Here is a 25753-nt window from a genome sequence, read left to right as displayed (position 1 = left end):
GCCGCGGCGCAAGGGGGTTCGGATGGCGTGCGAGCCGGTTCACGATGGGTCGGTGCGCATCTTCACCGAGCCGTCCGATCGCCCCATCGTCCTCGCGCTGCGGGCCCTCAAGCTGGGCGACCTGCTCGTCGCGGTGCCTGCGCTGCACGGTCTGCGGCGTGCGCACCCCGACCACGAGGTCGTGCTCGCCGCTCCCGGGTGGCTGGCGCCGGTCGCCGCGCTCGTCGGCAGCGTCGATGCGCTGCTGCCGACGCCGGGCCTCGACGACCCCCTGCCGCTCGACGCGGGAATCGTCGACGTGGCCGCGAACCTCCATGGCAACGGCCCGGAATCGCGGGCGCTGATCGACGCGCTGGGCGCCCGCGTCCGGATCGTGCACCGCTCGCCGAGCGACCCGGATGGCCCCGAGTGGCTCGACGGGATCCTGGAACGGCGCCGCTGGGCGCGACTCGTCTCGGCGTACGGAGCGATCGCCGACGAGGACGACGTCGCCATCGCCCTCCCGTCGACGGCATCGCCCGCCCCGGGCGCCGCGGTGCTGCACGTGGGCGCGTTCTACGGATCGCGGCAGTGGCCCGTCGATCGGTTCGCCGCGGTCGCGCGCGCTCTCCGGTCGGACGGCCTCCGGATCGTGCTGACCGGCGGCGCGGCCGACCGCGAGCGCGCGGAGGCCGTCGCGTCGGCCGCCGGTCTCGACGAGGACGCGGTGCTCGCGGACCGGACGCGCCTCGATGAGCTCGCGGCCCTCGTGGCCGACGCGTCGGTCGTCGTGTCCGCCGACACCGGCGCGGCGCATCTCGCCTCCGCATACCGCACGCCGTCGGTCGTCGTGTTCGGGCCGGCTCCGGTCGAGGAATGGGGGCCGCCGGAGGGGCCGCACATCGCCCTCACCGATCCGGCCGCTCGCCGAGGCGACGCGTTCGCGGCGACCCCCGACCCTGCGCTGCTCGCGGTCCAGGCAGACGAGGTGATCGCCGCGGCCCGCTCGGTGCGTCGCTGAGGGGAGGGGGAATCCGGCCGCCATCCGCGCTCTCCTCAGGCCGCGAGGAGGTCGGGGGTCAGCTGCCCGCGCAGGGTCGAGAGGATCTTGGTCAGAAGGCGCGAGATCTGCATCTGCGTGACCCCGCACTCCCGGGCGATCTCCGCCTGCGTCTGCTCGTGGAAGAAGCGCAGGTAGAGGATCCTCCGCTCGCGCGGGCTCAGGGTGCGGCAGGCGGCGGCGAGCGCGGCGCTCACCTCCGCGCGGGCGAAGTCGGCGCCGCTCGCGTGCAGCGTGTCGCCCAGGGTGAGCGACCCGTCCGGGGTCGCGGCGTGCGGCGCGTCGAGCGAGGCCGGCTGGCGGCCCTGTCCGCAGTCGATCGCCTCGACGACGTGCTCGACCGCGAACCCCGTCTCCGCGGCGATCTCGGCGGGAGACGGGTCGTGCCCGAGCTGCTGGGCGATGCGGGGGACGGCCGTGCGGAGCTCTGCGTGCAGCTCCTGGAGCTGCCGGGGCGGGCGCACCACCCAGCTCGTGTCGCGCAGATGCCGTTTGATCTCACCCGCGATCGTCGGGACGGCGAAGGACACGATGTCCGCGCCGCGGTCGGGCGCGAAGCGCTGGACCGCCTTCGTGAGGCCGAGATACGCGACCTGCCGCACGTCGCCCGCGTCCTGCGGTCGCGAGACGTACCGGCTCGCGACCGCATCGGCGACGTCGAGGTACTCCACGACCACCTGCTGCTGGAGCCGCGTGCGCTCGGCCTCGGGCGCGGACCGCGCGCGTTCGAGGAGCGCGACCGCACGGGCGTTGCGATCCTCCTGCGCTCGCGGGGCGCGGCGGGCGGGAGCCGGTGTCGGAGCGATGGCGGAGACGGGCATAGGGCACCTCTTTCGAAGCGTTGCGAGGGCGCGCTGGGGCACCGCGTCTGCACGCGTGCGGCCCGTGGCGCGGGCGGTGTCTGCGGCTCCGGAGCAGTGCTCGCGGAGAGGTCTGGCTCCCACTGAAGCGAAGGAGGAGCGCCCGTCAGAAGTGGCTTGCGGAGAAGGAGAAGGAGGAGTAGAAGCAGCGCGCGCGCGAGGCCGCCCCTCCGAGCGGAGCGTGATTGTGTCACGTGGTCGGGCCATCCGGAACCCCGTGTCGCCGACGGGGCGCGCGAGCTTGACTGGCGCCCGAAACCGACGACACACGGAAGGCGATCCATGTTTCTCCACAGGCAGGAACTCCAGCACGCAGCCAAGCCAGACGCTCCCGACGCGGTGTACGCGCGGAAGCTGCAGGAGGTGCTCGGCGGCCAGTACGGCGAGATCACCGTCGCCCTGCAGTACCAGTTCCAGGGATGGAACATGCACATGCCCGGCAAGTACCGCGACCTCGTCTTCGGCATCGGCGCGGAGGAGATGGGTCATGTCGAGATGCTCGCGGTGATGATCGCGCAGCTCCTCGAGAAGTCGCCGCTCGGGATCACGGAGGACGCCGTGCAGAGCGACCCGACGGTGGCGGCGGTGGTCGGCGGCACCGACGTCCAGCAGGGCATCGTCGCCGGCGCCGGCGCGCGCCCCGTCGACAGCAACGGCAACCCGTGGTCGGGCTCGTACATCACCGCGAGCGGCAACCTGCTCGCCGACTTCACGGCCAACGCCAACGCCGAGATGCAGGGCAGGCTGCAGGTCGCGCGGCTGTACCACATGACGGATGACCACGGCGTGCGGGACCTGCTCGCGTTTCTCCTCGCGCGCGACACGATGCACCAGAACCAGTGGCTCGCGGCGGCGGAGGAGCTGAAGTCGGAGGGGATCGAGGAGCTTCCCGTGCCGAGCAACTTCCCGCTGGCGAAGGAGGACCGCGAGGTCTCCTACCAGTACCTGAACTTCAGCGACGGCGCGGCCGCCCGCGACGGATCGTGGGCGTCGGGCCCGACGCCCGACGGGAAGGGCGAGTTCACCTACCACGACGGGCCCACGACGACGGCTCCGATGCCGGCGCCCACGCACCCGGACGCGCGCTTCTACGGCACGACGGACGTCCCGAACACGGTCGAGCGGATCGCGGGCGCGGCGCAGGACAGGCTGCACCGCGAGTAGGCGCTCATCGGTCCGCCGTCTCGGCGAGGGCGGCCACCTCCGCGATGACCCGCGGATGCGCGAGCACCCGGAAGTGGCCGCCCGTCTCGAGCACGACGTTGCGCGCACCGAGGAGCTCGCTACCCTCGGGGATGTGCGGGTCGAAGCGCGCGTACACCGACACGATCCGCGCGTTGACCTCGGTCGCCTGCGCGAGCGCACGGAGGGCCGCGTCGCGCGGCGAGAATGCGCGGAGAGTGGGGGCGGCGAGGAAGCGCGCATAGCGCGAGCCGCCGAACGGCGTCGCGACCGCGACCATCCCGTGCACGCGCCGGGCGGCGGCCGGAAGCGACATCGCGCGCTTCCCGATGAGCCCGCCCTTGCTGTGCGCGACGAGGACGACGTCGCGCAGCTCGCGCGTCTCGAGGAGCTCGGCCACGAGGTCCGCTCCGGCCGAGAACGGCATGCGGTTGTGCCGGAGCGGCTCGACGACGTGCACGGGATGGCCGCGTGCGTGCAGGGCGACGACGAGCGGGGTGAGGAATCGCCACGACTCGTACACCCCGGGGATCACGACCACCGGTGCGAGGGAGCCCGAGCGGAACTCGGCCGAGGAGCGACGCCGCGTGAGGGCGCGCAGCTGAGCGAGGGCCGCGTAGGCGTAGTCGGCCGCCCACCAGGCGAGCCGCCGCAGCGGCCCGATCACGGGCCCTCCGCGTCCCCCGCTCGCGACGGCTCCCGGTCGGCGGCGAGGAACGGCCGCAGCACGGCGGCGACGGCGCGGGGTGCGGTGTGCTGTACGAGGTGGGGCTGGCCGGCGATCTCGACGAGCCTGCCGTCCTGCGCGGCGTCGCGCAGGCGCACGCACCACGCCCGTCGGGCGACCGGGTCGCGCTCTCCGCGCACGATGAGCAGCGGCCGACGGAGCGCGGTCACGCGCTCCTCCGGCCGGTACGCGAGCATGTGCGGGAGCTGGCGGAAGTACCAGCGCGGCCCGCAGCGCACGTAGTCGCTCAGCACGATCGCGTTCGCGGAGACGGTCTCGCGCAGGCAGTCGTGGGCGAGAGCCAGGGCCTGCCGCGCGGCGGAGCGACGCCGCTCGTCGACGACCGGCCCGATCGCGACGACGCGCGACACGAGGCCGGGGTGCCGGCAGGCGAGCTCGATCGCCCACTGCGTGCCCATCGAGTTGCCGACGACCGCGAACGGGCCGTCGCCGAGGCCAGCGACCACGTCGGCGAGCAGCTCGGCCATCGCGGGCACGTCGGGGGAATGCCCGGGACGCGGCAGGTCGCCGAAGCCCGGCATGTCGAGGACGTGCACGACGTCGTCTGCGGCGAGCACCTCGGCGAGCCGGGAGAAGGCGCGGTGCGAGATGCCGATCCCGTGCACGAGCACGATCGGCGGATGGCCGGAGCCGGGCCGCCCGCGCGTGCGCACGCGGAACGTCGCATCGGCCACGCGCACGAGTCGGTCGGTCGTCATGGACCCAGTCTCCCGTTCCGGGCGGACGGTGTCTCGGGGTTGACGCGGGCGGCCGGAGGCGGCGACCTCTCGATCGCGCGCCGCGCGTGCCACACGCGGAGGGGGTCCGTCAACCCTCGCGAAATCGGACGCGGGACGGTGTTGCATCGCCGGTGAATCCATCCGCAGCGGTAACGGAAAGGAAGTCCCCCATGTCTCAGTTCTCTGGTCAGGTGCCGACCGAGGCGGACAGCCGCCCCACGGGTGCCGTCGACACGGCGCGACAGGAGGCCGCCGACGTCACGGAGACGGCCAGGGCCGAGGCCGGCCACGTCGTCGACACCGCCAAGCAGGAGGCGTCGCATGTCGCCCACGAGGCGAAGGCGCAGCTCAAGGACGTCTACAGCCAGACGCAGCGCGAGCTGCGGGATCAGGCCGCCGCGCAGCAGCGGCGCGTCGCCGAGGGGCTCCGCTCGGTCGGCGACGAGCTCGAGTCGCTCGCAGCGGGCTCGGAGAATCCCGGCGTCGCGACGGACATCGTGCGCCAGGCCTCCACCCGTCTGAAGGGCGCGTCCACCTGGCTCGACGACCGCGACCCCGGCTCGCTCATGCACGAGGTCACCTCGTTCGCCCGCCGTCGCCCCGGCGTGTTCATCGCGGGCGCGCTGCTCGCGGGGCTCGCCGCCGGGCGCCTCACGCGCGCGCTGGCGGAGAGCGGTGCGGAGAGCGCGCAGGGCGCGTCGGCCGAGCGCGCGGCAGACGTCGCCGCGGCTCCGACAGCTCCCGCCGTGCCGGCCGCCGCACCGACGACGACCGCGGGCGACGGCACGCCGTCAGCGGCAGCCCCGGGCGGATACGGCGAGCCGGGCGCGCCGGGCGCGCCGGTGTCGGACCCGCTCGCCACGCCGTCGGACCTTCCGCCGTCGCGCGAGGAGGGCACGCCCGTCTACGACCGCTCGCGCGCCGAGCGCGCGCGCCCGGGGGAGGGGATCGGGAATGACCTCTGACCAGCCGACCCCGTCGGAGCAGAAGGCGGCGACGACCTCGCTCGGCGACCTCCTGTCCGAGGTGACGAGCGACATGTCCCTGCTGATGAGGCAGGAGCTCGAGCTCGCCAAGGCGGAGCTGCGGGAGTCGGCGACCCGCGCGGGGAAGGGCGCCGGCCTGCTGAGCGGCGCAGCGTACTCCGCGCTCATGGCGGTGTTCTTCCTGTCCGTGGCGCTGTGGTGGGCCATCGGCCTGCTCACGGGCCTCGGGTGGTCGGCCGTCATCGTCGCCGTCCTCTGGGCGATCGCCGCGGCCGTGATGTTCGCGATCGGCCGCAAGGACCTGAAGAACGTGAAGGGCGCTCCGCAGACCGTGGAGTCGCTCAAGAAGATCCCCGGCGCTCTGGGGAGAGATGAGGAGAACCGATGACCGATTCACCCGACGCCATCCGCGCCGACATCGAGCGCACGCGCCGCGAGCTGGGCCGCGACGCCGACGCCCTCGTCGACAAGGTGACGCCTTCGAAGATCATGGACAGGCAGACGAGCAGGCTCAAGGGGGCCTTCGGATCGCTGCGCGAGCGCGTGATGGGAGCGGCCGACGACGCCGGCTCGAGCCTGCACGACGCCGGTGAGACGGTCGCCGACGCGACGCACCGCGCCGCGGCGAAGGCCGAGGGCAACCCCATGGCTGTCGGCCTCATCGCCTTCGGCGTGGGGCTGCTCGCCTCGTCGCTCATCCCCGCGTCCGGCAGGGAGAAGCGGATCGCGCAGGATGTCAGGGAGCAGGCTCAGCCGCTCGTCGACGAGGTCAAGGACGTCGCACAGGAGGTCGGCGCGCACCTCAGGGAGCCGGCCCAGCAGGCGGCGGAGTCGATCAGGGACACCGCGACCGAGGCCGCCGAGCATGTGAAGTCGGAGGCTCAGGGCTCGGCCGACGCCGTGGCCGGGCGCGCCCAGGAGGCGCGCGACAACGTGCAGGGAAGCTGACTCCGGCAGGACAGCGGGCGGGCTCCGCGGAGCCCGCCCGCTGTCCTGCGTCAGCCCGCGCCGAAGAGGAGCCCGATGAGGCTCCAGGCGCCGTACACGGCCAGCGAGGCGCCGCCGATCACCGCTGCGGCGGCGGCCGACCCCGCGACGATGAGCCACGTCCGCACGCGGGAGCGCGCGGGTGCGCGGCCGCGCTGCGCGATCGCGTCGGCCGACGACTCGGCGAGCGCTGCCGCCTTCGCGCTGCGCAGCTCGACCGGCGCGAGCGGCGAGCCCGTCCACTTCTCGACGCCCCACGCGGTCGCCCTCGCGGTCTGGTTCCTGAGGGTCGCACCCCAGCCGCCGGTCGGCGCGACGGCGGTGGCGCGCAGCCGCTGCGCCGCTGCCCGCGCGTGTTCGGCGTCGCGCAGCCCCGCCTGGGCGAGATCCGCCGCGAGGGCCTGCAGGCGCCGCCGCGCCCCCTTGCGGAGGCCCGTGTCGGAGGCGCGTGCCGCGATCCGGTGCATCGAGGTGCGCACGCCGTCGAGCGTCCGATGCGCGTCCGCGAGGTAGCGGGCCGCCTGGCGGTCGGGGCCGACGGACAGGAACGCCGACTCCTCGGCGAGCGCGTCGACGGCCTGGTCGAACGCGAAGACCGCGCGGCGCGCATCCTCGTCGCGGGGCCCGATCCGGTCGGGAAGCGCCATGCGTCCTCACCCTCCTCGAGACGTGCGTCCTGCCGACAGCTTACGAGGGCCCGCGCGCGGCAGGACGCCCGATACCCGAGGCCTCCCGATGTGGCAACCCCCGTGACGGGTCATCCGAGCGCGGCACACGATGGAGCCCAACCCAACGATCGGAAGGACACCCCATGGCTCGCATCACGGAGAGCATCGATGTCGACGTCGACGTCACGACGGCGTACGACCAGTGGACGCAGTTCGAGACGTTCCCGCAGTTCCTGAGCTTCGTCGAGTCGATCCGGCAGATCGACGACGAGACGCTCGCCTGGAAGGTGAACATCGGCGGCGCCGAGCGCGAGTTCACCGCCAAGATCACCGAGCAGCACCCCGACGAGCGCGTCGCGTGGACGAGCGTCGCGGGTGAGGCGGATCACGCCGGCGTCGTGACCTTCCACCGGCTCGGCGACACGAGCACGCGCGTGACCGTGCAGCTCGACTGGGAGCCGACGGACCTCACCGAGAAGGTCGGCGCTGCCCTCGGCATCGACGACCACGCCGTCAAGAAGGACCTGCGGAAGTTCAAGGAGTTCATCGAGTCCCGCGGCACCGAGACCGGTGCGTGGCGCGGCGACATCGACTGACCCGCGCAGATCGGCCCCCGCCGCTCCGGTGATCGGAGTGCGGGGGCCGTGTCGCGCCGTCAGCGCGTCTCGGGCGTCCGGATGTGCTCCTCGACGAGCTGGATGCCGCCGAGGGCGTTCGCGGAGACCGCGAGCTCCTCGAGCCACTCGCGGTTGAGCGCCGGAGCATCGGCCTCGTCGAACTCGAAGCGCAGCGGGATCGCGGGGTGGATCCAGATCGTGCTGCGGCCGCTCTCGCCCTCGTCGGGGTGTCGCCACGAGACCGAGAAGCTCTCGTCACGGCGCAGCTTGCTGATGATGACGACCTTGATGTGCGCGAGCGCACGGTCGTCGATGTGGATGGCGGAGGCATTCGCGCCGTAGTAGAGCACTCCCATGGCGGTCACGCTAGACCGGGCAGCCGGGCGCCGCTCGGCCGGAGCGGCCGCGCGGCCGAACGGCGGAAGGGCGCGCTCCCGCTCGTGGCGCGGGGGACGACCTCGACACACCGACGCGGGAGGCGCGCGCTTTTCCGACGATCGTCGGAAATGCGCCGTCGCGGACCGCGAGGACGCCGGGGTGGGTGCGTCAAGGGCACGCGCCGGGCGGTCGCGCCGTCCTACCGTCGAAGGGAAGGACAGCGCCGCGTGCGCGCGGCGTGAGGTGAGCAGGACATGGCGGAGTGGGCAGTGACGTCTCAGACGCGGGGATCGCGCGAAGGCATCGAGCACATCTCAGGGGACGCGACGTCAGGCGCTCGCGTCCACGTCTTCCGGAGGCTCCTCGACGACGAGCGCGCCGTGCGCGTGCGCGCGCTCGCCCAGGCGGCCGATCGCCGCTGGCTCGACCGCTCGGACGGCCTCGTCGTCGCGCTCCTCGACGCCGTCGGATCGGATGACGAGCGGCGGCGTCTCGCGACGGCGATCCAGTCCGACGGGCGCGGCGCGACGTGGCACATCGGCGATCTCGCCGACCATCCGGTCCTCGTCGTCTCCCGGAGCAGGCTCGACGGCGACGTCGAGGACGTCCTCGCGTCGGCGGCTCACCGCCATGGCCATCCCGCCGCGCGCTTCGCGACCGCGGCCGTCGCGCCGGACGAGGACGACATCCGCCCCGCCGTGCGGGAGGCGCGGCTCCTCCTCGAAGACCCCGACCACCTCACGCCGGCGGGCATTCGAGCGCTCCTGGACGAGCTCCCCGTGCCGATCGACCTCATCCGGCGCGCGTCGCCCGGTGCATTCGCGCTGTGGCGTGCGGGGGATCGCCAGCAGCTCGACACGGTCGAGGCGTATCTCGACGCGGGCGCGCGGGTCTCCGAGGCCTGCCGGCGGTTGCACCTCCATCGCACGACGCTCTACTACCGTCTCGAGAACCTGCCAGAGCCGGTCCGCGCGGAGCTCGCGGACGGCGTGCGCAGGAGCGTGCTCCACGTCGCGCTCAAGCTGCTTCGACGGCGCTCGGGGCCGACCGGGGCCGCGCGCGTCACGGATGGATGATCGTCAGCAGCGAGTCGGGATGGTCCGGCACGATGAGGGTCTGCCAGGTCGCGCGCTGCCAGCCGTGCTCGGCGTCGTAGAACAGGCTCGTGCCGAACGTGAGCTTCCGCGCGCGCTGGCGTGACCACAGCTCCCGGAAGGCAGGGTACCGGCGCCGCAGGAGCGCGAGCAGCTCCTGGAACCGCGATTCGTCGGGCGCGGTGTGGAAGCGCATCGAGTCGACGAGGCGCGTCGCCGTCGCGCGCCATTCCTCGGCGGACGGAGCCTCGTGCTCGTGCTCGAAGACCTCGATCAGGAGGTTCCGCCCTTCGTCCAGGAATCCCTTCGCGATGCCCGCGCACGAGCGGTTCACGACGAGCACGTCGTGGACGCCGTTCGTGATGTAGGCCGGGTGGGGCTCGACGAGGCGCAGGATGGCGAACGCGCCGGCCGGGAGGCCCTCGCGCGTCGACAGGGCCCGCGTCGCGCTCGTCTGCGCGAGCTGCTGGAAGTACTCGGTGGTGTCGGGATCCAGCTGCAGGGCGCGCGAGAGCGCCGAGACGACCTGAGGCGACGGGAGGTGCCCGTGCGCCTGCTCGAGGCGGATGTAGTAGTCGCGATTGATCCCGGCGAGCTCGGCGACCTCCTCACGGCGGAGGCCCGGAACGCGGCGGCCGTCGCCGCGGGGGATCCCGACGTCCTCGGGCTGCAGCTCTGCCCGGCGGCCGCGCAGCAGCTCGGCGATGAGGGCGTGGCGAAGGCTCATGGTGTCAGCATCCTCCCGCGGACGCTCCGGCGCGAGCGCGTCACGGTCGCGCGTCGCGCTCGGCGGAGGCGCCGATCGTGCGCAGCGCGTCGATGAGCGCCGCGACCTGGTTCCAGGAGAGGCCCTCGAGCAGGCGCGCCTCGGCCGCGACGAGGGTGCGCATGGCCGACTCGACGCGCTCGCGACCCGCGGGGAGGAGAGTGACGATGCGGCTGCGCTGGTCGGCAGGGTTGTCGGTGCGCGCGACGTAGCCGCGCTCCTCGAGGCGCTCGATCCGGTACGTGATCGTGCCGCTCGTCGCCGTCGTCCACGCGGCGAGCTGCGACGGCGTCATGGACAGGTCGTCGGGGGAGCGGCGGAGGAGGGAGAGGATGTCGAACTCCCATGCGCGCAGACCCGACGCGGAGAAGGCGGATTCGCGGACGCGCTGCAGATCGCGCGCCACGCGTCGCAGGCGCGACATCACGTCGAGAGGGGAGAGGTCCACGTCGGGGAGGATCGTCGACCACGCGTCGATGATGAGGTCCACCTCGTCATCGCCGGACTGTGAGATCTCCGTGCCTGCCACCTCCCACAGCATAGGACCGCGCGCCCTCCGATCCGCATCACGACGCCCCGCGCGGATTTGTAAGGGATTTTAACGATTAGCTTGGCGCGGCATCCGCGAGCGTGTACCGTCATGCGCATCACAGCACGCGCACGCCCGAAGTGCGCCCCTTCCAGGAGGTACCGATGAAGTTCTTCCAGAGGCTCGGCAGGTCGTTCATGCTGCCGGTCGCCGTCCTCCCGATCGCCGCGATCCTGATGGGCGTCGGGTACTGGATCCAGAACGTCGCAGGCGACAACATCGCCGTGACGTTCCTCAACGGCGCGGGCGGTGCGCTGCTCGGCAACATGCCGATCCTCTTCGCGATCGGCGTCTCACTCGGCATGGCGACGAAGACCGACGGCACGTCGGCGCTCGCGGGGCTCGTCTCGTGGCTCACGATCACGACGCTCCTGAGCACCGACACCGTCGCCCTCTTCCAGGGTGTCGAGGCCGCTGAGGTCAACCCGGCCTTCGGCGTCATCAACAACGTCTTCGTCGGCATCATCGCGGGTCTCATCGGCGCGTTCGCGTACAACCGCTTCAAGGATGTCAAGCTGCCCGACGCCCTGGCCTTCTTCTCGGGCAAGCGCTCGGTCGCGATCGTCGCCGCCGGCATCTCGCTCCTCGTCGTGATCCTCCTCTTCTTCATCTGGCCGTTCGTCTACAGCGGTCTCGTCGCCTTCGGCGAGTTCATCGCGACGCTCGGCCCGGTGGGCGCGGGCATCTACGGCTTCATGAACCGCCTGCTCATCCCGCTCGGGCTGCACCACGCGCTGAACTCGGTGTTCTGGTTCGACGTGGCCGGCATCAACGACCTCAACAACTTCCTCTCGGGCACGGGCGAGTACGGCGTCACCGGCCAGTACATGACCGGTTTCTTCCCCGTGATGATGTTCGGCCTTCCCGGTGCGGCGCTCGCGATGTACGTCACCGCGAAGAGCACGCGCAAGAAGGTCGCCGCGGGTCTGCTCCTCTCCGGCGCGATCTCGTCGTTCGTCGTCGGCGTGACCGAGCCCCTCGAGTTCGCGTTCATGTTCCTCGCCCCGGTCCTCTATCTCATCCACGCCGTCTTCATGGGCATCTCGCTCGCCGTCAGCGCGATCCTCCCCGTCCGGATGGGCTTCGGCTTCTCCGGCGGCGGGATCGACCTGCTCCTGGGATGGGTGAACCCGATGGCGCAGAACCCGTGGCTCATCCTCGTCATGGGCGTGTTCTGGTTCGTCGTCTACTTCCTCGTGTTCCGATTCGTCATCCTGCGGTTCAACCTGAAGACGCCGGGCCGCGAGGACGACGACGTCGCGCTCGACGGGGCCGACGCGACGACGGCCGACGGGGGCTACCTCGCGACGGCCGCGCGCTTCATCGACGCGCTCGGCGGGCGCGACAACATCGTGGAGCTCGAGAACTGCGCGACCCGGCTCCGGATGGAGCTGGGTGACGTCGCGAAGGCCGACGAGGCCGCGCTCAAGCGCGCGGGCGCGGCGGGCGTGATGAAGCCCGGCGGGCGCTCGTACCAGGTGATCTACGGCCTCAACGTGCAGTTCGTGAAGGACGCCATGGAGCAGATCATGTCGGGACGCGCCGAGGCGCCGGCGCCGTCCGCGCCGACCGCCGAGCCGGTCGCGGCCCCGCCGCAGACGGCGACCGCGGTCGCCGCTCCCGCGACGGTGCGGCTGCGTCAGCCGATCGAGGGTGCCGTCGTGCCGCTCTCGTCGGTGCCCGACGCCACGTTCGCCGAGGGCATCATGGGCCCGGGCGTCGCGATCGAGCCGACCGGTGACACGGTCGTCGCCCCGGTCGACGCGACCGTCGGGCACGTCTTCGAGACGGGGCACGCGATCGCCCTCGTGCTCGACGACGGCACGGAGCTGCTCATCCACGTCGGCATCGACACCGTCGCGATGAAGGGCGAGGGCTTCCAGACCCTCGTCGAGGCCGGGGCGCGTGTGACCGCGGGGACCCCGCTGCTGCGCGTCGACCTCGACCGCATCCGCGCGGCCGGCCATCCCACCGTGACGCCCGTGATCGTCCTCAACAACGAGAGCGCCGTGATCGAGCTCATCTGACCGCGACCCGCGCGAGGCGCCCCGCAGGCACGCCTGCGGGGCGCCTCGCCGTCTGCGCGCGCCTCGTGTTCCCACGTTGCAAAGCAGGTGATCGACAGGCAGGATGACCCGGGCGCCCGTCGTGCTTGACACGACCCCCGAGAGTGCGCCTATGATGCCAGAAACCGGTTTCTCCGGTTCTCGTCCTCGCAACGACGCGAAAGGGAAGACAGTGAGCGCATCACGTGTGGAGATGAGCCGTCGGACACTCCTCGGTCTCGGACTGGGCGCCACGGCGCTCATGCTGGCCGGCTGCAACCGCTTCGGCATCAGCACCGAGCCGTCGACGGCGGCGTCCACGCTCAACATGATCTGGTGGGGCGACGCGGCCCGCGCCGAGGCGACGGAGGCGATGCTCGCGGTCTTCACGAAGGAGCACGACGGCCTCACGATCAAGACCGAGTACCAGGACTCTGGCCCCTACGCCGACAAGATGGCGACCCGCTTCGCGGCCGGCGACATCCCCGACCTGTTCAACCAGCGCCGCGACAGCCTGCGCGAGTACGCCGACCGCGGCGCGCTGCTCGACCTCAACCAGCACCTCGACGTGCTGAACCTCGACGACGTCCCCAAGACGGCGCCGCTCGGCGTCGTGGGCGACGCGCTCTACGGCATCCCCGCGGGCCTCAACGCGGTCGGCTTCGTCATCAACCGGAACCTCACCGACCAGTACGGCGTCGAGATCCCCGACGGCGACACGTGGTCGTGGGACGACCTCTGGGCGTTCAGCAAGGCGGTCACCGACGCGTCGGGCGGTCAGGTCTACGGCGTCGACATGGCCTTCGACACCGTGCAGAACCTCGTCGTCTTCGTGCGTCAGACGGGTGAGGAGCTCTACAACGAGGACGGCTCGTTCGGCGCGAGCGAGAAGACGCTCACAGACTGGTTCGCGATGTCGGTCGAGCAGCGCGCGGCCGGCGCGCTCGCCCCCGCCGGGCACATCGAGACGGTCGGCAGCTCGGCCGAGCAGTCGCCGCTCGCCGCCGGTCTCGTCGCGGGGCAGGTCATCCCGACGAACAACCTCAAGGCCTACAACGACGCGTCGGGCGGCGCGCTCGAGCTGCTGCGCATGCCGGGCGAGGTCCAGGGCGCTCGGCGCGGCATGTCGATCGACACGTCGATGTACTGGTCGATCGGCCAGGAGTCGCCGAATCAGGAGATGGCACTCGAGCTGCTCGACTTCATCGTCAACAGCGTCGAGGGCAACGAGGCCGTCGGCGCGACCCGCGGCCTTCCGGCGAGCACGGTCGTGGCGGAGGCGATCGCGGACTCCCTCACCCCCGAGGACCAGCGCTCGATCGCGTACATCACGGCCCTCGCCGAGGAGGAGCTGCCGGACTCGCGCCCCGACCCCATCGGAGGCCAGGCCGTGCAGGATGCGCTGACCGACATCGCGACCGAGGTCACCTTCGGCCGCATCACGGCTCAGGAGGCCGCGAAGCAGGTCATGGCCGCGGCGAGCGAAGCCCTCGGGCAGGCCTGACGATGGTCGCCACCGTGGATGCGCCGCCCCGCGGCGAGCGCACCCTTCCGCCGACGGCGCCGGTCGTGCGCCGTCGGCGGAAGCCGACGAGGGCCGGCCGGATCGACTGGTCCGGCTACCTCTTCCTCATCCCGTGGTACGGCGGGATGCTCCTCACGATCATCCCGTTCGGCGCCTCGCTGTACCTCGCTTTCACCGACTACAACCTCCTGAACGCCCCCGTCTTCGTGGGCTTCGAGAACTTCGCCGAGATGCTCTCGGATCCCCGGGTCGGGCAGTCGCTCATCGTGACCTTCGTCTACACGTTCGTGTCGGTTCCGCTGTCGCTCGTCGCGGCGCTCGGCGTCGCGATGGCGCTCAACCAGGGTCTGCGCGGCCTCTCGTTCTACCGCGCGATCTACTACCTGCCCTCCTTGCTGGGGTCGAGCGTCGCGATCGTGATGCTGTGGCGCGAGCTGTTCGGCACGCGCGGCGTCGTGAACACGGCGCTCGGCTGGCTCGGGATCGACGGCCCCGCCTGGGTGTCCGATCCCGACACCGCACTCAGCGTGCTCATCATGCTGAACATCTGGACGTTCGGGTCGCCCATGGTGATCTTCCTCGCGGCGCTCCGGCAGGTGCCCGCCATGTACTACGAGGCCGCGGCGGTCGACGGAGCGACGAAGTGGTGGCAGTTCCGCTACATCACCGTGCCGCTCATCAGCCCGATCATCTTCTTCAACCTCGTCCTGTCGATCATCGGGTCGCTGCAGACCTTCACGCAGGGCTACGTCATGAGCAACGGGTCGGGCGGCCCGGCCGGATCGACGCTCTTCTTCAATCTCAACCTCTACATCGAGGGATTCGGACGCTTCAACATGGGATACGCGTCGGCGCTCGCGTGGCTGCTGCTGCTCATCATCGCCGCGCTCACCGCGGTCAACTTCATCGCCCAGAAGCACTGGGTGTTCTACGAGGACGCGGAGGAGCGATGACCGTCACCGAGGTCCAGACCGTCGTCCGGCCCCGTCGCTGGAGCCGGCCCCCGCAGGATGTCCGCGCGGTCGGCCGCCGTCGCGCGACGGCCCGCTCGCGCTTCCTCCGGCACGTCGTGATCGCGGGGGTGGGGCTCTTCATGCTCTACCCGCTGCTGTGGATGCTCTCGAGCTCCTTCAAGCCCGACGACAGGATCTTCACCGAGCAGGGCCTGTGGCCCGCCGAGTGGGATCTCGCGAACTACACGGACGGCTGGAACGCCCTCGAGCATCCGTTCGACGTGTACCTCGTGAACTCGCTCATCATCGTGGTCCTCAGCATCATCGGCACCCTCGTGTCCACCGCGCTCGCGGCGTTCGCGTTCGCCCGGCTGAACTTCCCGGGGCGGCGCCTCATGTTCGCGCTCACGCTGGGAACGCTCATGCTCCCTGGCCACGTGCTGCTCATCCCGCAGTACATCATCTTCGCCGAGCTCGGATGGGTGAACACGTACCTGCCGCTCGTCGTGCCGCACTTCCTCGCATCGAACGCGTTCTACACGTTCCTCATGGTGCAGTTCATGCGCGCGCTGCCGCGGGAGCTCGACGACGCCGCACGCATCGACGGATGCGGGACCTTCGGCATCTTCTGGCGGATCATCCTCCCGCTGTGCACGCCCGCGTTCGCGACGACGGCGATCTTCACCTTCATCGCGACCTGGAACGACTTCTTCTCGCCGCTCATCTACATCACGGACACCGACCTGTACCCGGTGCCGCTCGCGCTGCGCCAGTTCATGGACTCGGAGGGCCAGGCGTCGTGGGGGCCGATGTTCGCGATGTCGGTCGTGTCGCTCCTGCCGATCGTCGGGTTCTTCATCGCGGGTCAGAAGTACCTCGTCCAGGGCATCGCGACGACCGGGCTCAAGTGAGCATCGACACGGCGGGGGAGCGGTCGTAGCATCGCCCACAAGGAGGCGCTTCGCGTCCACCGGGTCGGCCGTCGGCTCGCGCGAAGCGCAGGGAGCGAGCTGACATGGACATGAAGACCATGACCGACATGATGGCCGATTCGGACACGATGATGCCGATGGACCACGACGTCATGCAGGCCTGCATGGAGGCGTGCATGGCGTGCGAGCAGGCGTGCACGATGGCCGCCGACATGGAGTCGGGCGCCGAGATGTCGATGTGCCGCAGCATGTGCATGAGCTGCGCCGACATGTGCCACACGATGATGCGCATGATGCTCCGCCCCATGGGCATGCACATGGGCGCGATGATGGCCATGCACGAGGCGATGAAGACCATGGCGATGGCGTGCTACGACGAGTGCATGAAGCACGCCGAGACGAGCGAGGCGATGCGGATGTGCGCTCAGGCGTGCATGGACTGCGCGAACGCGTGCGACGCCATGATGAAGAGCATGAGCTCGGCCTCGATGTGAGGCGCGGCGGGCCGGATGCGACGGGCGCGGCTCAGCCGCGCTCGTCGCGCACGTTCAGCCAGCTGCCCGCTGTCGAGAGCACGTGGTAGCCGGCGTGCAGGGCGACGGGCTCGCCGGGCGCCACGATCGACGCCAGCGGCGCGTGGTGCCACACGCGCGTGAGCGCGCGACCCTCGAGATCGCGCAGCTCGAGCCATCCGTCGGCGTCCACGGCGCCCGCGATCGCGTCGATCCAGCGGCTCGGGGTCGCGGCGACGATGCGCCGCTGGATGAGGTGCATGTCGTGACCCGGTCCGACCTCGGCGCAGAGGGCGCCGGCCTCGTGCAGGCACACGACGGTGTGCTCGGCGGAGGCGCGGAGGGGGCTGGTCACGGGATGCTCCTGTCGACGGGTGCGGTCGGGCGTTTCGACCACGGTACGGTCCCTCGCCGCGCCCGTCACGCCGCCGTGTAACGCAGGGAAACCCGCCGTAGCATGGCGGAATGGCGAAGAGGGCACCCCGGGCGGACATCGACGAGACGCGGCTGGTCGTCGGGGAGCGGGAGACCTCCGCGGTCGGCGTGCCGGGCGTGTACCACGCGATGAAGACGTCGCTCGAGCAGATGGGCGTCGTCCGGAGCGCGCGGACGCTCCTGCGCGTGAATCAGAAGGACGGCTTCGACTGCCCCGGCTGCGCATGGCCAGAGGAGGACAGGCGCCATGTCGCGGAGTTCTGCGAGAACGGCGCGAAGGCGGTGGCCGAGGAGGCGACGCTGCGCCGCGTCGAGCCGTCGTTCTTCGCCGCGCACTCCGTCGACGAGCTCCGCGGCCACGATGACTGGTGGCTCGGCCAGCAGGGCCGCCTGGCGACCCCGATGGTGCTCGACGAGGGCGCGACGCACTACCGGGAGGCGGGGTGGGACGAGGCCCTCGATCTCGTCGCGGGCGCGCTGACGGGCCTGGACGACCCGGACGAGGCGGTCTTCTACACCTCGGGGCGCACATCGAACGAGGCGGCCTTCCTCTATCAGCTGCTCGTGCGGGGGCTCGGCACGAACAACCTCCCCGACTGCTCGAACATGTGCCACGAGTCCAGTGGGTCGGCGCTCACGGAGACCATCGGCATCGGCAAGGGGACCGTCTCGATCGAGGACATCCACGAGGCCGACCTGCTCATCGTGGCGGGGCAGAACCCCGGCACGAACCACCCCCGGATGCTGTCGGCCCTCGAGAAGGCGAAGCGGCGCGGCGCGACGATCATCGCCGTCAACCCGCTGCCCGAGGCCGGGCTCATCCGGTTCCGCAATCCGCAGACCCCGCACGGGCTCGTGCTCGGCGGCACGCGCATCGCCGACGAGTTCCTGCAGATCCGGCTCGGCGGCGACCAGGCGCTGTTCCAGGGCATCGGCAAGCACCTGCTCGAGTGCGAGGCGGAGGAGGGCGGCGTCCTCGACCGGGCCTTCATCGAGGGCTTCACCACGGGCTTCGACGCGTACTCCGCGGCGGTCGCGGAGGTCGGCTGGCCGCAGATCGAGGAGGCGACGGGGCTCGACGAGCGGACGATCCGGGCGACGGCGGAGCGCGTGCGGCGCTCGCGCGGCACGATCGTCTGCTGGGCGATGGGCCTCACGCAGCACAAGCACTCCGTCGCGACGCTGCGCGACGTCGTCAACGTGCTGCTCCTGCGCGGCGACATCGGGCGTCCCGGAGCGGGCGTCTGCCCCGTGCGCGGCCACTCGAACGTGCAGGGCGACCGGACGATGGGCATCTACGAGAAGCCGTCCGAGACGTTCCTCGCGGCGCTCGACGCCGAGTTCGGGTTCCGCGCCCCGCGCGCGCACGGGCACGACACGGTGGCGGCGATCCGCGCGATGCGGGACGGACGCGTGCGGGTGTTCCTCGGGATGGGCGGCAACTTCGTCTCGGCGACGCCCGACACCGCCGTCGTCGAGGCGGCGATGTCGCGCGTCGACCTCACCGTGCACGTGTCCACCAAGCTCAACCGGTCGCACGTCGTGCACGGCCGCCGGGCAGTCATCCTGCCGACGCTCGGCCGCACCGACCGCGACCGCCGCGGGCGCGGCGAGCAGCGCGTGACCGTCGAGGACTCGATGGGCGCCGTGCACGCCTCGCGCGGACGCCTGGCCCCGCCGAGCGGCGACCTGCTCAGCGAGGTCGCGATCATCGCGCGCCTCGCGGAGCGCGTGTTCGCGGACCGGCCGAACGCGCCTCGTGCCGACTGGCGCGCGCTCGAGGACGACTACGCGCGCGTGCGCGCGCACATCGCGCGCGTCGTGCCCGGGTTCGACGACTACGAGCGCCGCATCGAGAAGGGCCGCACCTTCCTGCTGCCGAACGGGCCGCGCGACGCGCGCCGCTTCGACACCCCGACGGGGCGGGCGGTGTTCACGGCGAATGCGCTCGAGCACCCGCGCATCCCGGAGGGTCGGCTGCTGCTGCAGACCCTCCGCTCGCACGATCAGTACAACACCACGGTCTACGGCCACGACGACCGCTATCGCGGCATCCGCGGCGGGCGTCGCGTCGTGTTCGCGCACGTCGACGACATCCGCGCGCTCGGGTTCGCGGAGGGAGACGTCGTCGATCTCGTCTCGGAGTGGGATGGCCCGCTCGGCCGCGAGGAGCGTCGCGCCGAGGCGTTCCGCCTCGTCGCCTACGACACGCCGCGCGGCAACGCGGCCGCGTACTACCCCGAGACGAACGTCCTCGTGCCGCTCGACTCGGTCGCCGACACGAGCGGGACCCCCACGTCGAAGGCCGTCGTCGTGCGGCTCGAGGCGCGCTGAGCATGGGCCGCCTCACGGCGCACCGCCCGGTCGTCCGCGTCCGTCTCGGGGACGACGGCGCGTCGGCCGCGCGACGACCCGACGCGCTCGCGGTCGAGGAGCCCCTCGAGATCCGCGTCGCGGGCGAGCCGGTCGCCGTCACGATGCGGACCCCGGGCCATGATGTCGAGCTCGCCTCCGGCTTCCTCGTCTCGGAGGGGGTCGTGCATGCGCAGGACGACGTGCGCGCGGCCATCCACTGCGGAGGGCCAGGGACCGGCGGCACCGAGAACACCTACAACGTGCTCGATGTCGCCCTCGCGCCCGGGATCCGTCCTCCCGTCGCACGCGGCTTCTACACGACGAGCTCGTGCGGCGTGTGCGGCAAGGCCTCGATCGAGGCCGTCGAGACCGTGTCGGCGTTCGACATCCACTCGGACCCGACGCGCGTCGCGGCACCGGTTCTCGCGACCCTGCCCGACCGCCTCCGATCCGCGCAGGCGCTCTTCGACCGGACAGGCGGCCTGCACGCGGCGGGCCTGTTCCCTGCCGAGGGCGGCGAGCCCCTCGTCGTGCGCGAGGACGTCGGGCGCCACAACGCGGTCGACAAGGTCGTCGGATGGGCGCTCGCGCGGGGGATGCTGCCGCTGCGCGGCACCGTGCTCATGGTGTCGGGGCGCGCGAGCTTCGAGCTCGTGCAGAAGGCCGCGATGGCCGGCGTCCCCCTGCTCGCGGCCGTGTCGGCGCCGTCGTCGCTCGCGGTCGAGCTCGCCGCGAGCCGGGGCATCGGGCTCGTCGGGTTCCTCCGAGGCGACACGATGAACGTGTACGCAGGGGCGGAGCGCGTCGATCTCGACGGGGGAGTTGTCCCCACGCCCGGGCGTCCGCGCGACTCCCGCGGCGCCGACCGCGTCCGATAGGGTCGATCGCGGGGGTCGCCGGCATCGTGCTCGGCGTGGTGTCGTCTGCGCGGCTCGCCGCACACGACGACAGGAGCACTCATGGCCATCCGCCGCACCACCAAGACCGTTCTCGCCGCAGCCGCCGCGCTCGCCCTCCTTCCCGGCCTGGCCGCCTGCGGCGCCGGCGGGCAGTCGGTCGCCGACGCGTGCGAGCTCATCACCTCGGGCACCTCGGACATGAACTCGAGCATGAGCGAGCTCTCCACCGCGATGACGAGCGGCGACACCGAGGCGCTCAGCGAGCAGGTCTCGGCCATCAACGACGAGGTCGCCGCGATCGGCGAGAAGGTCACCAACGAGGAGGTCGCCCCGGTCTACGAGAAGTTCGCGGGCGCGTTCGGCGACCTCACGACGCAGATCGAGGGCATGGGCGAGCTCGACATGACCGACACCGAGGCGATGACCAAGGTGAGCGAGGACATGACGGCCGCGTCGACCGCGCTCACCGAGGCGCAGTCCGAGCTCACCGAGCTCTGCGGCGCCTGAGCAGCCTGCTTCGCGAGAGCCCGTGCCGACCGGCACGGGCTCTCGGCGTCTCCGCGCCTGTGGCCCCGCGCGACCGTAGGGTGGGAGAACGCGAACGGAAGGGGGATCCCATGGCCCGCATCCTGATCTTCGGAGGGCACGGCAAGGTCGCGCTCCTGCTGGCGCCGCTCCTCGCGGGCCGCGGAGACGAGGTGACGAGCGTGATCCGCAATCCCGCGCACGCCGACGAGGTCGCGGCGACCGGCGCGGAGGCCCGCGTGGCCGACGTCGAGACGCTCGACGTCGATGCGCTCGCGCAGCTCGTGCGCGGCCACGACGCGATCGTGTGGTCGGCGGGAGCCGGCGGCGGGAATCCGGCCCGGACCTACGCGGTGGACCGCGACGCGGCCATCCGCTCGATGGACGCCGCGCGTGCGGCGGGCGTCGACCGCTACGTCATGGTGTCGTATCTCGGCTCACGACCCGATCACGGCGTTCCGCGCGACGAGCCGTTCTTCGCGTATGCGGAGTCGAAGGCCGCCGCCGACGAGCACCTGCGCGCGAGCGGGCTCGCGTACACGATCCTCCAGCCGGGGCCCCTCACGCTCGACGAGCCGACCGGTCTCATCGAGACGGCGGAGCCGGGCACGGGGCGCGTGACGCGAGGCGACGTCGCGGCGGTCGCCGCGGCCGTGCTGGCCGATGACGCCACGGCGGATCGCTCCATCCCGTTCGGCAACGGAGCGACGCCCATCGACGAGGCGCTCGCGGCGCGGTGAGGCGCGTCGCGCTCGCCGTCGCGGGGGCGCTCACGGTCGCGGCGGGGCTCCTCGTGCACACGGCTCTGCCCGAGACCGCGGCGTCCGACGCGGCGGGCGACGCGCTCTACGCGGTGCTCGTGTACCTGCTCGCGGCGTTCGCGGCTCCCCGCGCGCGCCTGCTCGTCGTCGCGGCAGCGGCTCTCGCCTGGTGCACGGCCGTCGAGCTGCTGCAGCTGTCCGGGCTCCCCGCGCGCTGGGGCGCGGCCTTCCCGCCCCTCCTGCTCGTGCTCGGCACGGTGTTCTCGGCCGCAGACCTCGCCTGGTACGCCGTCGGCGTCGCGATCGCCGCGGGCGCGGACGCCGCGCTGCGGGCGCTCAGAGCCCCTGGCCGGCGTCCCACAGGCGCTCGGGGGAGCCGTTGATGAGCGCGTCGATGTGCATGGCCTGCGCGTCGGTGAGCGACGCGACGTAGTCGACGATCCCGCGCCCGGTGGCGCGCCGCCGGAGCTCGGCGCCGTCCGACGCGTCGGCGAGCTCGGGCGCCTCGCGGCGCACCCGCGCGTAGTCCTCTGCCGCGAGATCGACGAGATCGAGCAGACGGCGCGGCGCCCGGCGCACGTCGCGCGGATCGTCGAGCCACGCGGCGAAGCCGTCGACGAGCCGCTCGAGCACGCTCGCCTGTCCGCGCTGGTACAGCGCGAGATCGGGCCGCTCGAGGATGAACCGCTGGTGCAGGAACTTCAGCACAGCGACCTCATGCCAAGCGGTGCGGTCGAGGCTCACGTGACCCGAGCGGATGGGCGGGGTCGCGGTGACCGCGATCGAGTGCTGCAGGCGCGCGATCCACGCGGCCGTGAACTGCGAGAGCGTGCGCTCGGTGAGCATCGAGCCGTCGAAGGGGACCGCGAGCAGGCCGTCGATGACCTCGTCGTTCACGCGCGCGACCGCGTCCGCGAACGCGTCCTCGTCGGCGATCCACGGATCCTTCGCGGCGAGACGGCGCCACAGGAGCTCGAGGGCGCGGCCCGGAGCACGCTGGGAGAGGACGAGATCGCCCTGCTCGGCGGCGTGCAGCTCGGCGCGCTCACGGCGCCATGCCCGGAACTCGGCCGAGATCGTGGACTGGTTGAGCAGACCGGCACGGTAGAAGTCGTCGAGGTCGTGGAGCGAGTAGGCGATGTCGTCGGCGATGTCCATGACCGAGCACTCGACGGTCTGCTGGAGGGGTGCGATCTCGGGGTACGCCGCGCGGGCCTCGTGCATCTCGTGCACGTCGAGCGCGAAGGCCGAGAACTTGTACGCGCCCGTGCCGGGGCTCGCGGGCGTGATCCCGCGCGGAGCCTCGTCGCGGCCGAACCAGTCGTCGCCCTCGCCCCGCAGCCACGGGTACTTCAGCACGGCCGCGCGCACGGCCGCCGTGAGATTGAGCCCCGCGCCCGCGCGGTCGTACTCGTCGAGGCGCGTGATGATGCGGAACGTCTGGGCGTTGCCCTCGAAGCCCTCGCGGAGGCCGAAGCGGTCCTTCGCGAGCCGGTCGAGGGTCTGCTCGCCGAGGTGCCCGAAGGGCGGATGGCCGAGGTCGTGGGCCGCAGCGGCGGCCTGCACCACGACGGGGTCGCATCCGCCGAGCCGATCCACGAGGGCCGCATGCTCGCCGTTCGCGAGCTGCACCGCGATGCCGCGGGCGACGGCGGCAACCTTGACCGAGTGCGTGAGCCGGTTGTGCACCGCGAGGCCGGCGCCGGCCTGCGCGATGACCTGCGTCACGGCCGACAGGCGCGAGTAGTACGGCGAGAAGCGGATCCGCTCGACGTCGACGCGGTACTCCGGGTTCCGCTCGCGCTGCTGGTACGCGTCGAGCGCCTCGGGCACGCGCCGGGCGGTGCGGGGGTCGTGTGCGCCGGCCGTGGGGCCGCCGGAAGGTGCATCGGTCATCGGGACGATGCTACGAGACCGGAGGAGGAGTCAGGTGCGGCGACGGCGGAGGAAGCCCCGGCGCGGGGGCTCCTCGGGGCCTGCCGGACGCGCGGCGGCGCGCCGACGCTCGTCGCGGCGCTCCGCCCACGCCGCGACCTCGGCGTCGATGTCGACCATGGGCGTCACGACGGGAGGCCCGCCGAGCAGCTGCATGCGCGCGAGCCTGACGCGGCGGTTGAAGTCGTCGAGATGCGCGCGCACGTCGGCCTCGCGCGAGAAGCCGTCGAGGGTCTCGTGCAATGCGGCATGCTCGGTGCGCAGCTGGAGAGCGGGCGGGCCGATCCCGGTGAGCCCCTCGCGCTCGATCTTGCGGCGGATCCACCAGTCCGGGTCGTGCGACGTCCCGAGTCCCTCGATCGGGCGGCCCGCTCCCGGCAGGTCGTCGAACTCGCCGCGGCGCATCGCCTGCTGGATGACCATCTCGACGTAGGCATGCCGATCGGCCGGGGTCGTGGAGCCCGCCCTGCTGCGGCGGTCGTCCTCATCCGCCGGCTCGCCGAGCTCCTCGCGGATGCGGTCGATCCGGTACTGGGCGGCCGCGAGCCGCGGGTCGTCGGGCTGCTCGCGCTCGCGTGCTGCCATCGCCATCACCTCCGCGTCACCAGGCTACGTCGCGCGGGGGAGCAGAGGGGCCGTCAGGCGCCGAGGTCGCCGCGCAGGCGCGTGAGGTGCTCAGCGGTCAGGTCGTCCTCGGCGCGCTCCGCGGTCGGGATGTCGCGGATGACCTCGAATCCGACGGCGGGGACGCCGCCCGCAGGGCGCACGTCGAGGTGCACGACCTCGTCGCCCCGCGCGTGCAGCCAGGCGGCCATGTCGTAGTCGCTCGGGGAGTCTCCCGCCGTGAACCAGCGGCGCGGCGCGGCCATCCGCTCCTCGATGAGGCCGAGCGCGCGCTCGGCGCCGAGGGCCTTGCCGGCCGTCACATGCTCGATGTCGACCGAGATGATCGTCGGGACGATGTGGAAGTCGGCGGCGAGCCCCAGCTCGTCGATCACGGCCTGGCAGGCCGCGACGAACGCGGGCTGCGCCGCGAGGTAGTCGGCGTTGGCCGTGTCGACGTTCTGCTCGACGGAGATCATCGTCCGCTTGGTGTCGTCCCAGAACATGAGGTCGCGCTCGCGCTCGGCGAGCGCGCGGATGGCGTCGAGCAGCTCCTGCGGCGGCCGCAGCGCCTCGTCGGCGTGCACCTGCCCGGCGCGCGGCGTCTCGGCGGACGCGTCGAGCGCGAACCACGTCGCGCCTTTCTCTCCGACGCCCCAGACCGGGGCGTCGGCGCGGAGCCCCGCATCCGCGAGCGCCGGGATGACCCGCGCCACGAGGAAGGCGTGCGAGCGCCCGGTGTTGAACACCACGGGCGCACCTGCATGAGCGAGGGCGACGAGGTCGGGCGCGATCGATGGCACGCGCAGGGTGCGGGTGACGGTGCTCGCGAGCGGGCCGTCGACGTCGAGGAGGAGTCCGAGGGTCACCGCTCCATCCTCCCCGATCGCGGGGTCACACCGGAACGTCGATGATCCGGCCCTCGTCCCACGGCTCGGTCCAGCCGAGCCGATCGAACATCGCGTCGAGCACACCCGCCGTGAAGCCCCACACGATGCGCTCCTCGCGCGTGCGCGGATCCGCGAGCACGAACGCGGGGCCGCGCCACTCGCGGCCGCCGCGGCGGGTGACGGAGGTGCGGCGGTTCTCAGGGGCGAGGAGATCCGCGACCGGAGCGCGGAACACGGACGACGACTCGGCCGCGTCGACCGCGCGAACCGGCGAGGGGCGCCGCCACCAGGCGAGCACGGGGGTCACGAGGTGGCCCGAGACCGGCACGGGGATCTCGCGGAGCGCGCCGAGAACGTCGACGCCGGCGGGGTCGAGCCCCGTCTCCTCGCGCGCCTCCCGCAGGGCGGCCGCGACGATGTCGCGGTCACCGGGCTCCACACGGCCGCCCGGGAAGGCGATCTGCCCTGCATGGGAGCGCAGCGTGGTCGCGCGCGCGAGCAGCAGCACGTCGAGGTCGCTCGAGACCGCGCAGCGATCGTGCCCGGCGGATGCGGGGAGCGCGTCGAGGATGCCGAACAGCACGAGGACGGCCGCGGGCCGAGTGGCGGCCGCCATGAGCTGCGCCCGCTCGCGCGCCCACGGGCCTTCGAAAGCCGGGTCGGCCCCGAGTGCCTCGAGCTGCGCGCGCGCCGTCGACGCCGGGAGCTGTGCGTGCGCGGACGACATGGCCACGAGCGTATCGCGCCGCA

29 protein-coding genes are annotated in these 25753 nt (G+C 72.2%); 17 read left to right on the top strand and 12 right to left on the bottom strand.

Annotated elements, in window-relative coordinates; genetic code table 11:
• Positions 1 to 22 precede the first annotated feature (22 nt).
• Complete coding sequence (locus ACOWU6_RS12365; RefSeq protein ID WP_282977839.1) at positions 23 to 1000, top strand: glycosyltransferase family 9 protein; 978 nt, start codon at positions 23 to 25, stop codon at positions 998 to 1000.
• A 35-nt stretch (positions 1001 to 1035) separates the two neighbouring features.
• Here the strand turns inward: ACOWU6_RS12365 and ACOWU6_RS12360 are convergent, their stop codons facing one another.
• Complete coding sequence (locus ACOWU6_RS12360; protein ID WP_421075867.1) at positions 1036 to 1860, bottom strand: sigma-70 family RNA polymerase sigma factor; 825 nt, start codon at positions 1858 to 1860, stop codon at positions 1036 to 1038.
• Positions 1861 to 2181: 321 nt separating this feature from the next.
• Between ACOWU6_RS12360 and ACOWU6_RS12355 the strand changes: the two genes are divergently transcribed.
• On the top strand, positions 2182 to 3063 hold the full coding sequence (locus ACOWU6_RS12355; protein WP_271171968.1) for a manganese catalase family protein: 882 nt from the start codon (positions 2182 to 2184) through the stop codon (positions 3061 to 3063).
• Positions 3064 to 3067: 4 nt separating this feature from the next.
• Here ACOWU6_RS12355 and ACOWU6_RS12350 read toward each other — a convergent pair whose 3' ends face one another.
• Both ACOWU6_RS12350 and ACOWU6_RS12345 read right to left on the bottom strand, forming a co-directional pair.
• Positions 3068 to 3748: an esterase/lipase family protein gene (locus ACOWU6_RS12350; RefSeq protein WP_421075866.1), complete on the bottom strand. Its 681-nt coding sequence runs from the start codon at positions 3746 to 3748 to the stop codon at positions 3068 to 3070.
• Entirely contained in the window at positions 3745 to 4527 is a 783-nt protein-coding gene (locus ACOWU6_RS12345; protein ID WP_271171966.1) for an alpha/beta fold hydrolase, read from the bottom strand. Before ACOWU6_RS12345 ends, ACOWU6_RS12350 begins: the two co-directional genes overlap by 4 nt.
• Positions 4528 to 4718: 191 nt before the next feature.
• Here ACOWU6_RS12345 and ACOWU6_RS12340 point away from each other — a divergent pair, with 191 nt between their 5' ends.
• Genes ACOWU6_RS12340 through ACOWU6_RS12330 form a run of 3 tightly spaced genes read left to right on the top strand, consistent with a single transcriptional unit; the run spans position 4719 to position 6482 of the window.
• Positions 4719 to 5513, top strand: coding sequence for a hypothetical protein (locus ACOWU6_RS12340; RefSeq protein WP_282977832.1), 795 nt, complete (start codon positions 4719 to 4721; stop codon positions 5511 to 5513).
• Positions 5503 to 5922 (top strand): phage holin family protein, encoded by a 420-nt coding sequence (locus ACOWU6_RS12335; RefSeq protein WP_271171964.1) that lies wholly within the window; start codon positions 5503 to 5505, stop codon positions 5920 to 5922. The genes ACOWU6_RS12340 and ACOWU6_RS12335 overlap by 11 nt, the downstream gene beginning before the upstream one ends.
• Positions 5919 to 6482: a DUF3618 domain-containing protein gene (locus ACOWU6_RS12330; RefSeq protein ID WP_271171963.1), complete on the top strand. Its 564-nt coding sequence runs from the start codon at positions 5919 to 5921 to the stop codon at positions 6480 to 6482. The genes ACOWU6_RS12335 and ACOWU6_RS12330 overlap by 4 nt, the downstream gene beginning before the upstream one ends.
• Positions 6483 to 6532: 50 nt before the next feature.
• Here the strand turns inward: ACOWU6_RS12330 and ACOWU6_RS12325 are convergent, their stop codons facing one another.
• Complete coding sequence (locus tag ACOWU6_RS12325) at positions 6533 to 7168, bottom strand: hypothetical protein (protein ID WP_421075865.1); 636 nt, start codon at positions 7166 to 7168, stop codon at positions 6533 to 6535.
• A 164-nt stretch (positions 7169 to 7332) separates the two neighbouring features.
• Here ACOWU6_RS12325 and ACOWU6_RS12320 point away from each other — a divergent pair, with 164 nt between their 5' ends.
• Entirely contained in the window at positions 7333 to 7785 is a 453-nt protein-coding gene (locus tag ACOWU6_RS12320; protein ID WP_421075864.1) for an SRPBCC family protein, read from the top strand.
• A 59-nt stretch (positions 7786 to 7844) separates the two neighbouring features.
• Here ACOWU6_RS12320 and ACOWU6_RS12315 read toward each other — a convergent pair whose 3' ends face one another.
• On the bottom strand, positions 7845 to 8162 hold the full coding sequence (locus ACOWU6_RS12315) for a hypothetical protein (RefSeq protein WP_421075863.1): 318 nt from the start codon (positions 8160 to 8162) through the stop codon (positions 7845 to 7847).
• 291 nt (positions 8163 to 8453) lie between these two features.
• Between ACOWU6_RS12315 and ACOWU6_RS12310 the strand changes: the two genes are divergently transcribed.
• Positions 8454 to 9260, top strand: a complete 807-nt coding sequence (locus ACOWU6_RS12310) for a helix-turn-helix domain-containing protein (RefSeq protein WP_421075862.1) — start codon at positions 8454 to 8456, stop codon at positions 9258 to 9260.
• Here ACOWU6_RS12310 and ACOWU6_RS12305 read toward each other — a convergent pair.
• Together ACOWU6_RS12305 and ACOWU6_RS12300 are read right to left on the bottom strand one after the other, a co-directional pair.
• Entirely contained in the window at positions 9247 to 10005 is a 759-nt protein-coding gene (locus ACOWU6_RS12305) for a helix-turn-helix domain-containing protein (RefSeq protein WP_421075861.1), read from the bottom strand. The genes ACOWU6_RS12310 and ACOWU6_RS12305 overlap by 14 nt on opposite strands.
• A gap of 40 nt (positions 10006 to 10045) precedes the next feature.
• Positions 10046 to 10573 carry a MarR family winged helix-turn-helix transcriptional regulator gene (locus tag ACOWU6_RS12300; protein WP_271171957.1) on the bottom strand — a complete coding sequence of 176 codons (528 nt, stop codon included), beginning with the start codon at positions 10571 to 10573 and terminating at the stop codon, positions 10046 to 10048.
• A 164-nt stretch (positions 10574 to 10737) separates the two neighbouring features.
• On the opposite strand from ACOWU6_RS12300, the gene nagE reads away from it, so the two are divergent.
• The 5 genes from nagE (at position 10738) to ACOWU6_RS12275 (ending at position 16582) form a co-directional block, all read left to right on the top strand.
• A complete protein-coding gene (gene nagE / locus ACOWU6_RS12295) occupies positions 10738 to 12660 on the top strand; it encodes an N-acetylglucosamine-specific PTS transporter subunit IIBC (RefSeq protein ID WP_421075860.1) in 1923 nt (640 codons plus the stop codon).
• A 232-nt stretch (positions 12661 to 12892) separates the two neighbouring features.
• Positions 12893 to 14182 carry an ABC transporter substrate-binding protein gene (locus tag ACOWU6_RS12290; RefSeq protein WP_271171955.1) on the top strand — a complete coding sequence of 430 codons (1290 nt, stop codon included), beginning with the start codon at positions 12893 to 12895 and terminating at the stop codon, positions 14180 to 14182.
• Between the two features lie 2 nt (positions 14183 to 14184).
• Positions 14185 to 15156 (top strand): carbohydrate ABC transporter permease, encoded by a 972-nt coding sequence (locus tag ACOWU6_RS12285; protein WP_271171954.1) that lies wholly within the window; start codon positions 14185 to 14187, stop codon positions 15154 to 15156.
• Entirely contained in the window at positions 15153 to 16067 is a 915-nt protein-coding gene (locus ACOWU6_RS12280) for a carbohydrate ABC transporter permease (RefSeq protein ID WP_282977825.1), read from the top strand. The genes ACOWU6_RS12285 and ACOWU6_RS12280 overlap by 4 nt, the downstream gene beginning before the upstream one ends.
• 104 nt (positions 16068 to 16171) lie before the next feature.
• A complete protein-coding gene (locus tag ACOWU6_RS12275; RefSeq protein ID WP_282977824.1) occupies positions 16172 to 16582 on the top strand; it encodes a hypothetical protein in 411 nt (136 codons plus the stop codon).
• A gap of 31 nt (positions 16583 to 16613) precedes the next feature.
• Here ACOWU6_RS12275 and ACOWU6_RS12270 read toward each other — a convergent pair whose 3' ends face one another.
• Positions 16614 to 16955 carry a hypothetical protein gene (locus ACOWU6_RS12270; RefSeq protein ID WP_421075859.1) on the bottom strand — a complete coding sequence of 114 codons (342 nt, stop codon included), beginning with the start codon at positions 16953 to 16955 and terminating at the stop codon, positions 16614 to 16616.
• 110 nt (positions 16956 to 17065) lie between these two features.
• Between ACOWU6_RS12270 and ACOWU6_RS12265 the strand changes: the two genes are divergently transcribed.
• The 5 genes from ACOWU6_RS12265 (at position 17066) to ACOWU6_RS12245 (ending at position 21958) form a co-directional block, all read left to right on the top strand.
• Complete coding sequence (locus ACOWU6_RS12265; RefSeq protein WP_421075858.1) at positions 17066 to 19369, top strand: FdhF/YdeP family oxidoreductase; 2304 nt, start codon at positions 17066 to 17068, stop codon at positions 19367 to 19369.
• Positions 19370 to 19371: 2 nt separating this feature from the next.
• Positions 19372 to 20268 carry a formate dehydrogenase accessory sulfurtransferase FdhD gene (gene fdhD / locus ACOWU6_RS12260; protein WP_421075857.1) on the top strand — a complete coding sequence of 299 codons (897 nt, stop codon included), beginning with the start codon at positions 19372 to 19374 and terminating at the stop codon, positions 20266 to 20268.
• 81 nt (positions 20269 to 20349) lie between these two features.
• Entirely contained in the window at positions 20350 to 20796 is a 447-nt protein-coding gene (locus ACOWU6_RS12255) for a hypothetical protein (RefSeq protein WP_271171948.1), read from the top strand.
• Between the two features lie 110 nt (positions 20797 to 20906).
• The gene (locus tag ACOWU6_RS12250) at positions 20907 to 21554 is read left to right on the top strand and encodes an NAD(P)H-binding protein (protein WP_421075856.1); all 648 of its coding nucleotides are present in this window, start codon (positions 20907 to 20909) and stop codon (positions 21552 to 21554) included.
• A complete protein-coding gene (locus tag ACOWU6_RS12245) occupies positions 21551 to 21958 on the top strand; it encodes a DUF2809 domain-containing protein (protein WP_421075855.1) in 408 nt (135 codons plus the stop codon). Before ACOWU6_RS12250 ends, ACOWU6_RS12245 begins: the two co-directional genes overlap by 4 nt.
• Here the strand turns inward: ACOWU6_RS12245 and ACOWU6_RS12240 are convergent.
• From ACOWU6_RS12240 to ACOWU6_RS12225, 4 genes are read right to left on the bottom strand one after another with little or no spacing between them, the layout of a single operon-like run.
• Positions 21912 to 23471, bottom strand: a complete 1560-nt coding sequence (locus ACOWU6_RS12240; RefSeq protein WP_271171945.1) for a deoxyguanosinetriphosphate triphosphohydrolase family protein — start codon at positions 23469 to 23471, stop codon at positions 21912 to 21914. The two genes, ACOWU6_RS12245 and ACOWU6_RS12240, sit on opposite strands and share 47 nt — an antisense overlap.
• Positions 23472 to 23501: 30 nt before the next feature.
• Positions 23502 to 24095: a DUF1992 domain-containing protein gene (locus ACOWU6_RS12235; protein ID WP_421075854.1), complete on the bottom strand. Its 594-nt coding sequence runs from the start codon at positions 24093 to 24095 to the stop codon at positions 23502 to 23504.
• Between the two features lie 53 nt (positions 24096 to 24148).
• Positions 24149 to 24982, bottom strand: a complete 834-nt coding sequence (locus tag ACOWU6_RS12230) for a hypothetical protein (protein ID WP_421075853.1) — start codon at positions 24980 to 24982, stop codon at positions 24149 to 24151.
• Between the two features lie 25 nt (positions 24983 to 25007).
• On the bottom strand, positions 25008 to 25730 hold the full coding sequence (locus ACOWU6_RS12225; protein WP_421075852.1) for an NUDIX hydrolase: 723 nt from the start codon (positions 25728 to 25730) through the stop codon (positions 25008 to 25010).
• Between the last annotated feature and the right edge of the window lie 23 nt (positions 25731 to 25753).

This window comes from Microbacterium sp. SA156 (assembly GCF_049065455.1).
GTDB lineage: Bacteria > Actinomycetota > Actinomycetes > Actinomycetales > Microbacteriaceae > Microbacterium > Microbacterium barkeri.
The sequence above is the reverse complement of the archived record's forward strand: the minus strand, read 5'-3'. Positions and strand labels throughout refer to the sequence as shown.

Coding starts and splice junctions, on each gene's coding strand:
- ACOWU6_RS12365 (WP_282977839.1), top strand. CDS start 23: ATGGCGTGCGAGCCGGTTCACGATGGGTCGGTGCGCATCTTCACCGAG.
- ACOWU6_RS12360 (WP_421075867.1), bottom strand. CDS start 1,860: ATGCCCGTCTCCGCCATCGCTCCGACACCGGCTCCCGCCCGCCGCGCC.
- ACOWU6_RS12355 (WP_271171968.1), top strand. CDS start 2,182: ATGTTTCTCCACAGGCAGGAACTCCAGCACGCAGCCAAGCCAGACGCT.
- ACOWU6_RS12345 (WP_271171966.1), bottom strand. CDS start 4,527: ATGACGACCGACCGACTCGTGCGCGTGGCCGATGCGACGTTCCGCGTG.
- ACOWU6_RS12340 (WP_282977832.1), top strand. CDS start 4,719: ATGTCTCAGTTCTCTGGTCAGGTGCCGACCGAGGCGGACAGCCGCCCC.
- ACOWU6_RS12335 (WP_271171964.1), top strand. CDS start 5,503: ATGACCTCTGACCAGCCGACCCCGTCGGAGCAGAAGGCGGCGACGACC.
- ACOWU6_RS12330 (WP_271171963.1), top strand. CDS start 5,919: ATGACCGATTCACCCGACGCCATCCGCGCCGACATCGAGCGCACGCGC.
- ACOWU6_RS12325 (WP_421075865.1), bottom strand. CDS start 7,168: ATGGCGCTTCCCGACCGGATCGGGCCCCGCGACGAGGATGCGCGCCGC.
- ACOWU6_RS12320 (WP_421075864.1), top strand. CDS start 7,333: ATGGCTCGCATCACGGAGAGCATCGATGTCGACGTCGACGTCACGACG.
- ACOWU6_RS12315 (WP_421075863.1), bottom strand. CDS start 8,162: ATGGGAGTGCTCTACTACGGCGCGAATGCCTCCGCCATCCACATCGAC.
- ACOWU6_RS12305 (WP_421075861.1), bottom strand. CDS start 10,005: ATGAGCCTTCGCCACGCCCTCATCGCCGAGCTGCTGCGCGGCCGCCGG.
- nagE (WP_421075860.1), top strand. CDS start 10,738: ATGAAGTTCTTCCAGAGGCTCGGCAGGTCGTTCATGCTGCCGGTCGCC.
- ACOWU6_RS12290 (WP_271171955.1), top strand. CDS start 12,893: ATGAGCCGTCGGACACTCCTCGGTCTCGGACTGGGCGCCACGGCGCTC.
- ACOWU6_RS12285 (WP_271171954.1), top strand. CDS start 14,185: ATGGTCGCCACCGTGGATGCGCCGCCCCGCGGCGAGCGCACCCTTCCG.
- ACOWU6_RS12280 (WP_282977825.1), top strand. CDS start 15,153: ATGACCGTCACCGAGGTCCAGACCGTCGTCCGGCCCCGTCGCTGGAGC.
- ACOWU6_RS12275 (WP_282977824.1), top strand. CDS start 16,172: ATGGACATGAAGACCATGACCGACATGATGGCCGATTCGGACACGATG.
- ACOWU6_RS12265 (WP_421075858.1), top strand. CDS start 17,066: ATGGCGAAGAGGGCACCCCGGGCGGACATCGACGAGACGCGGCTGGTC.
- fdhD (WP_421075857.1), top strand. CDS start 19,372: ATGGGCCGCCTCACGGCGCACCGCCCGGTCGTCCGCGTCCGTCTCGGG.
- ACOWU6_RS12255 (WP_271171948.1), top strand. CDS start 20,350: ATGGCCATCCGCCGCACCACCAAGACCGTTCTCGCCGCAGCCGCCGCG.
- ACOWU6_RS12250 (WP_421075856.1), top strand. CDS start 20,907: ATGGCCCGCATCCTGATCTTCGGAGGGCACGGCAAGGTCGCGCTCCTG.
- ACOWU6_RS12240 (WP_271171945.1), bottom strand. CDS start 23,471: ATGACCGATGCACCTTCCGGCGGCCCCACGGCCGGCGCACACGACCCC.
- ACOWU6_RS12235 (WP_421075854.1), bottom strand. CDS start 24,095: ATGGCAGCACGCGAGCGCGAGCAGCCCGACGACCCGCGGCTCGCGGCC.
- ACOWU6_RS12225 (WP_421075852.1), bottom strand. CDS start 25,730: ATGTCGTCCGCGCACGCACAGCTCCCGGCGTCGACGGCGCGCGCGCAG.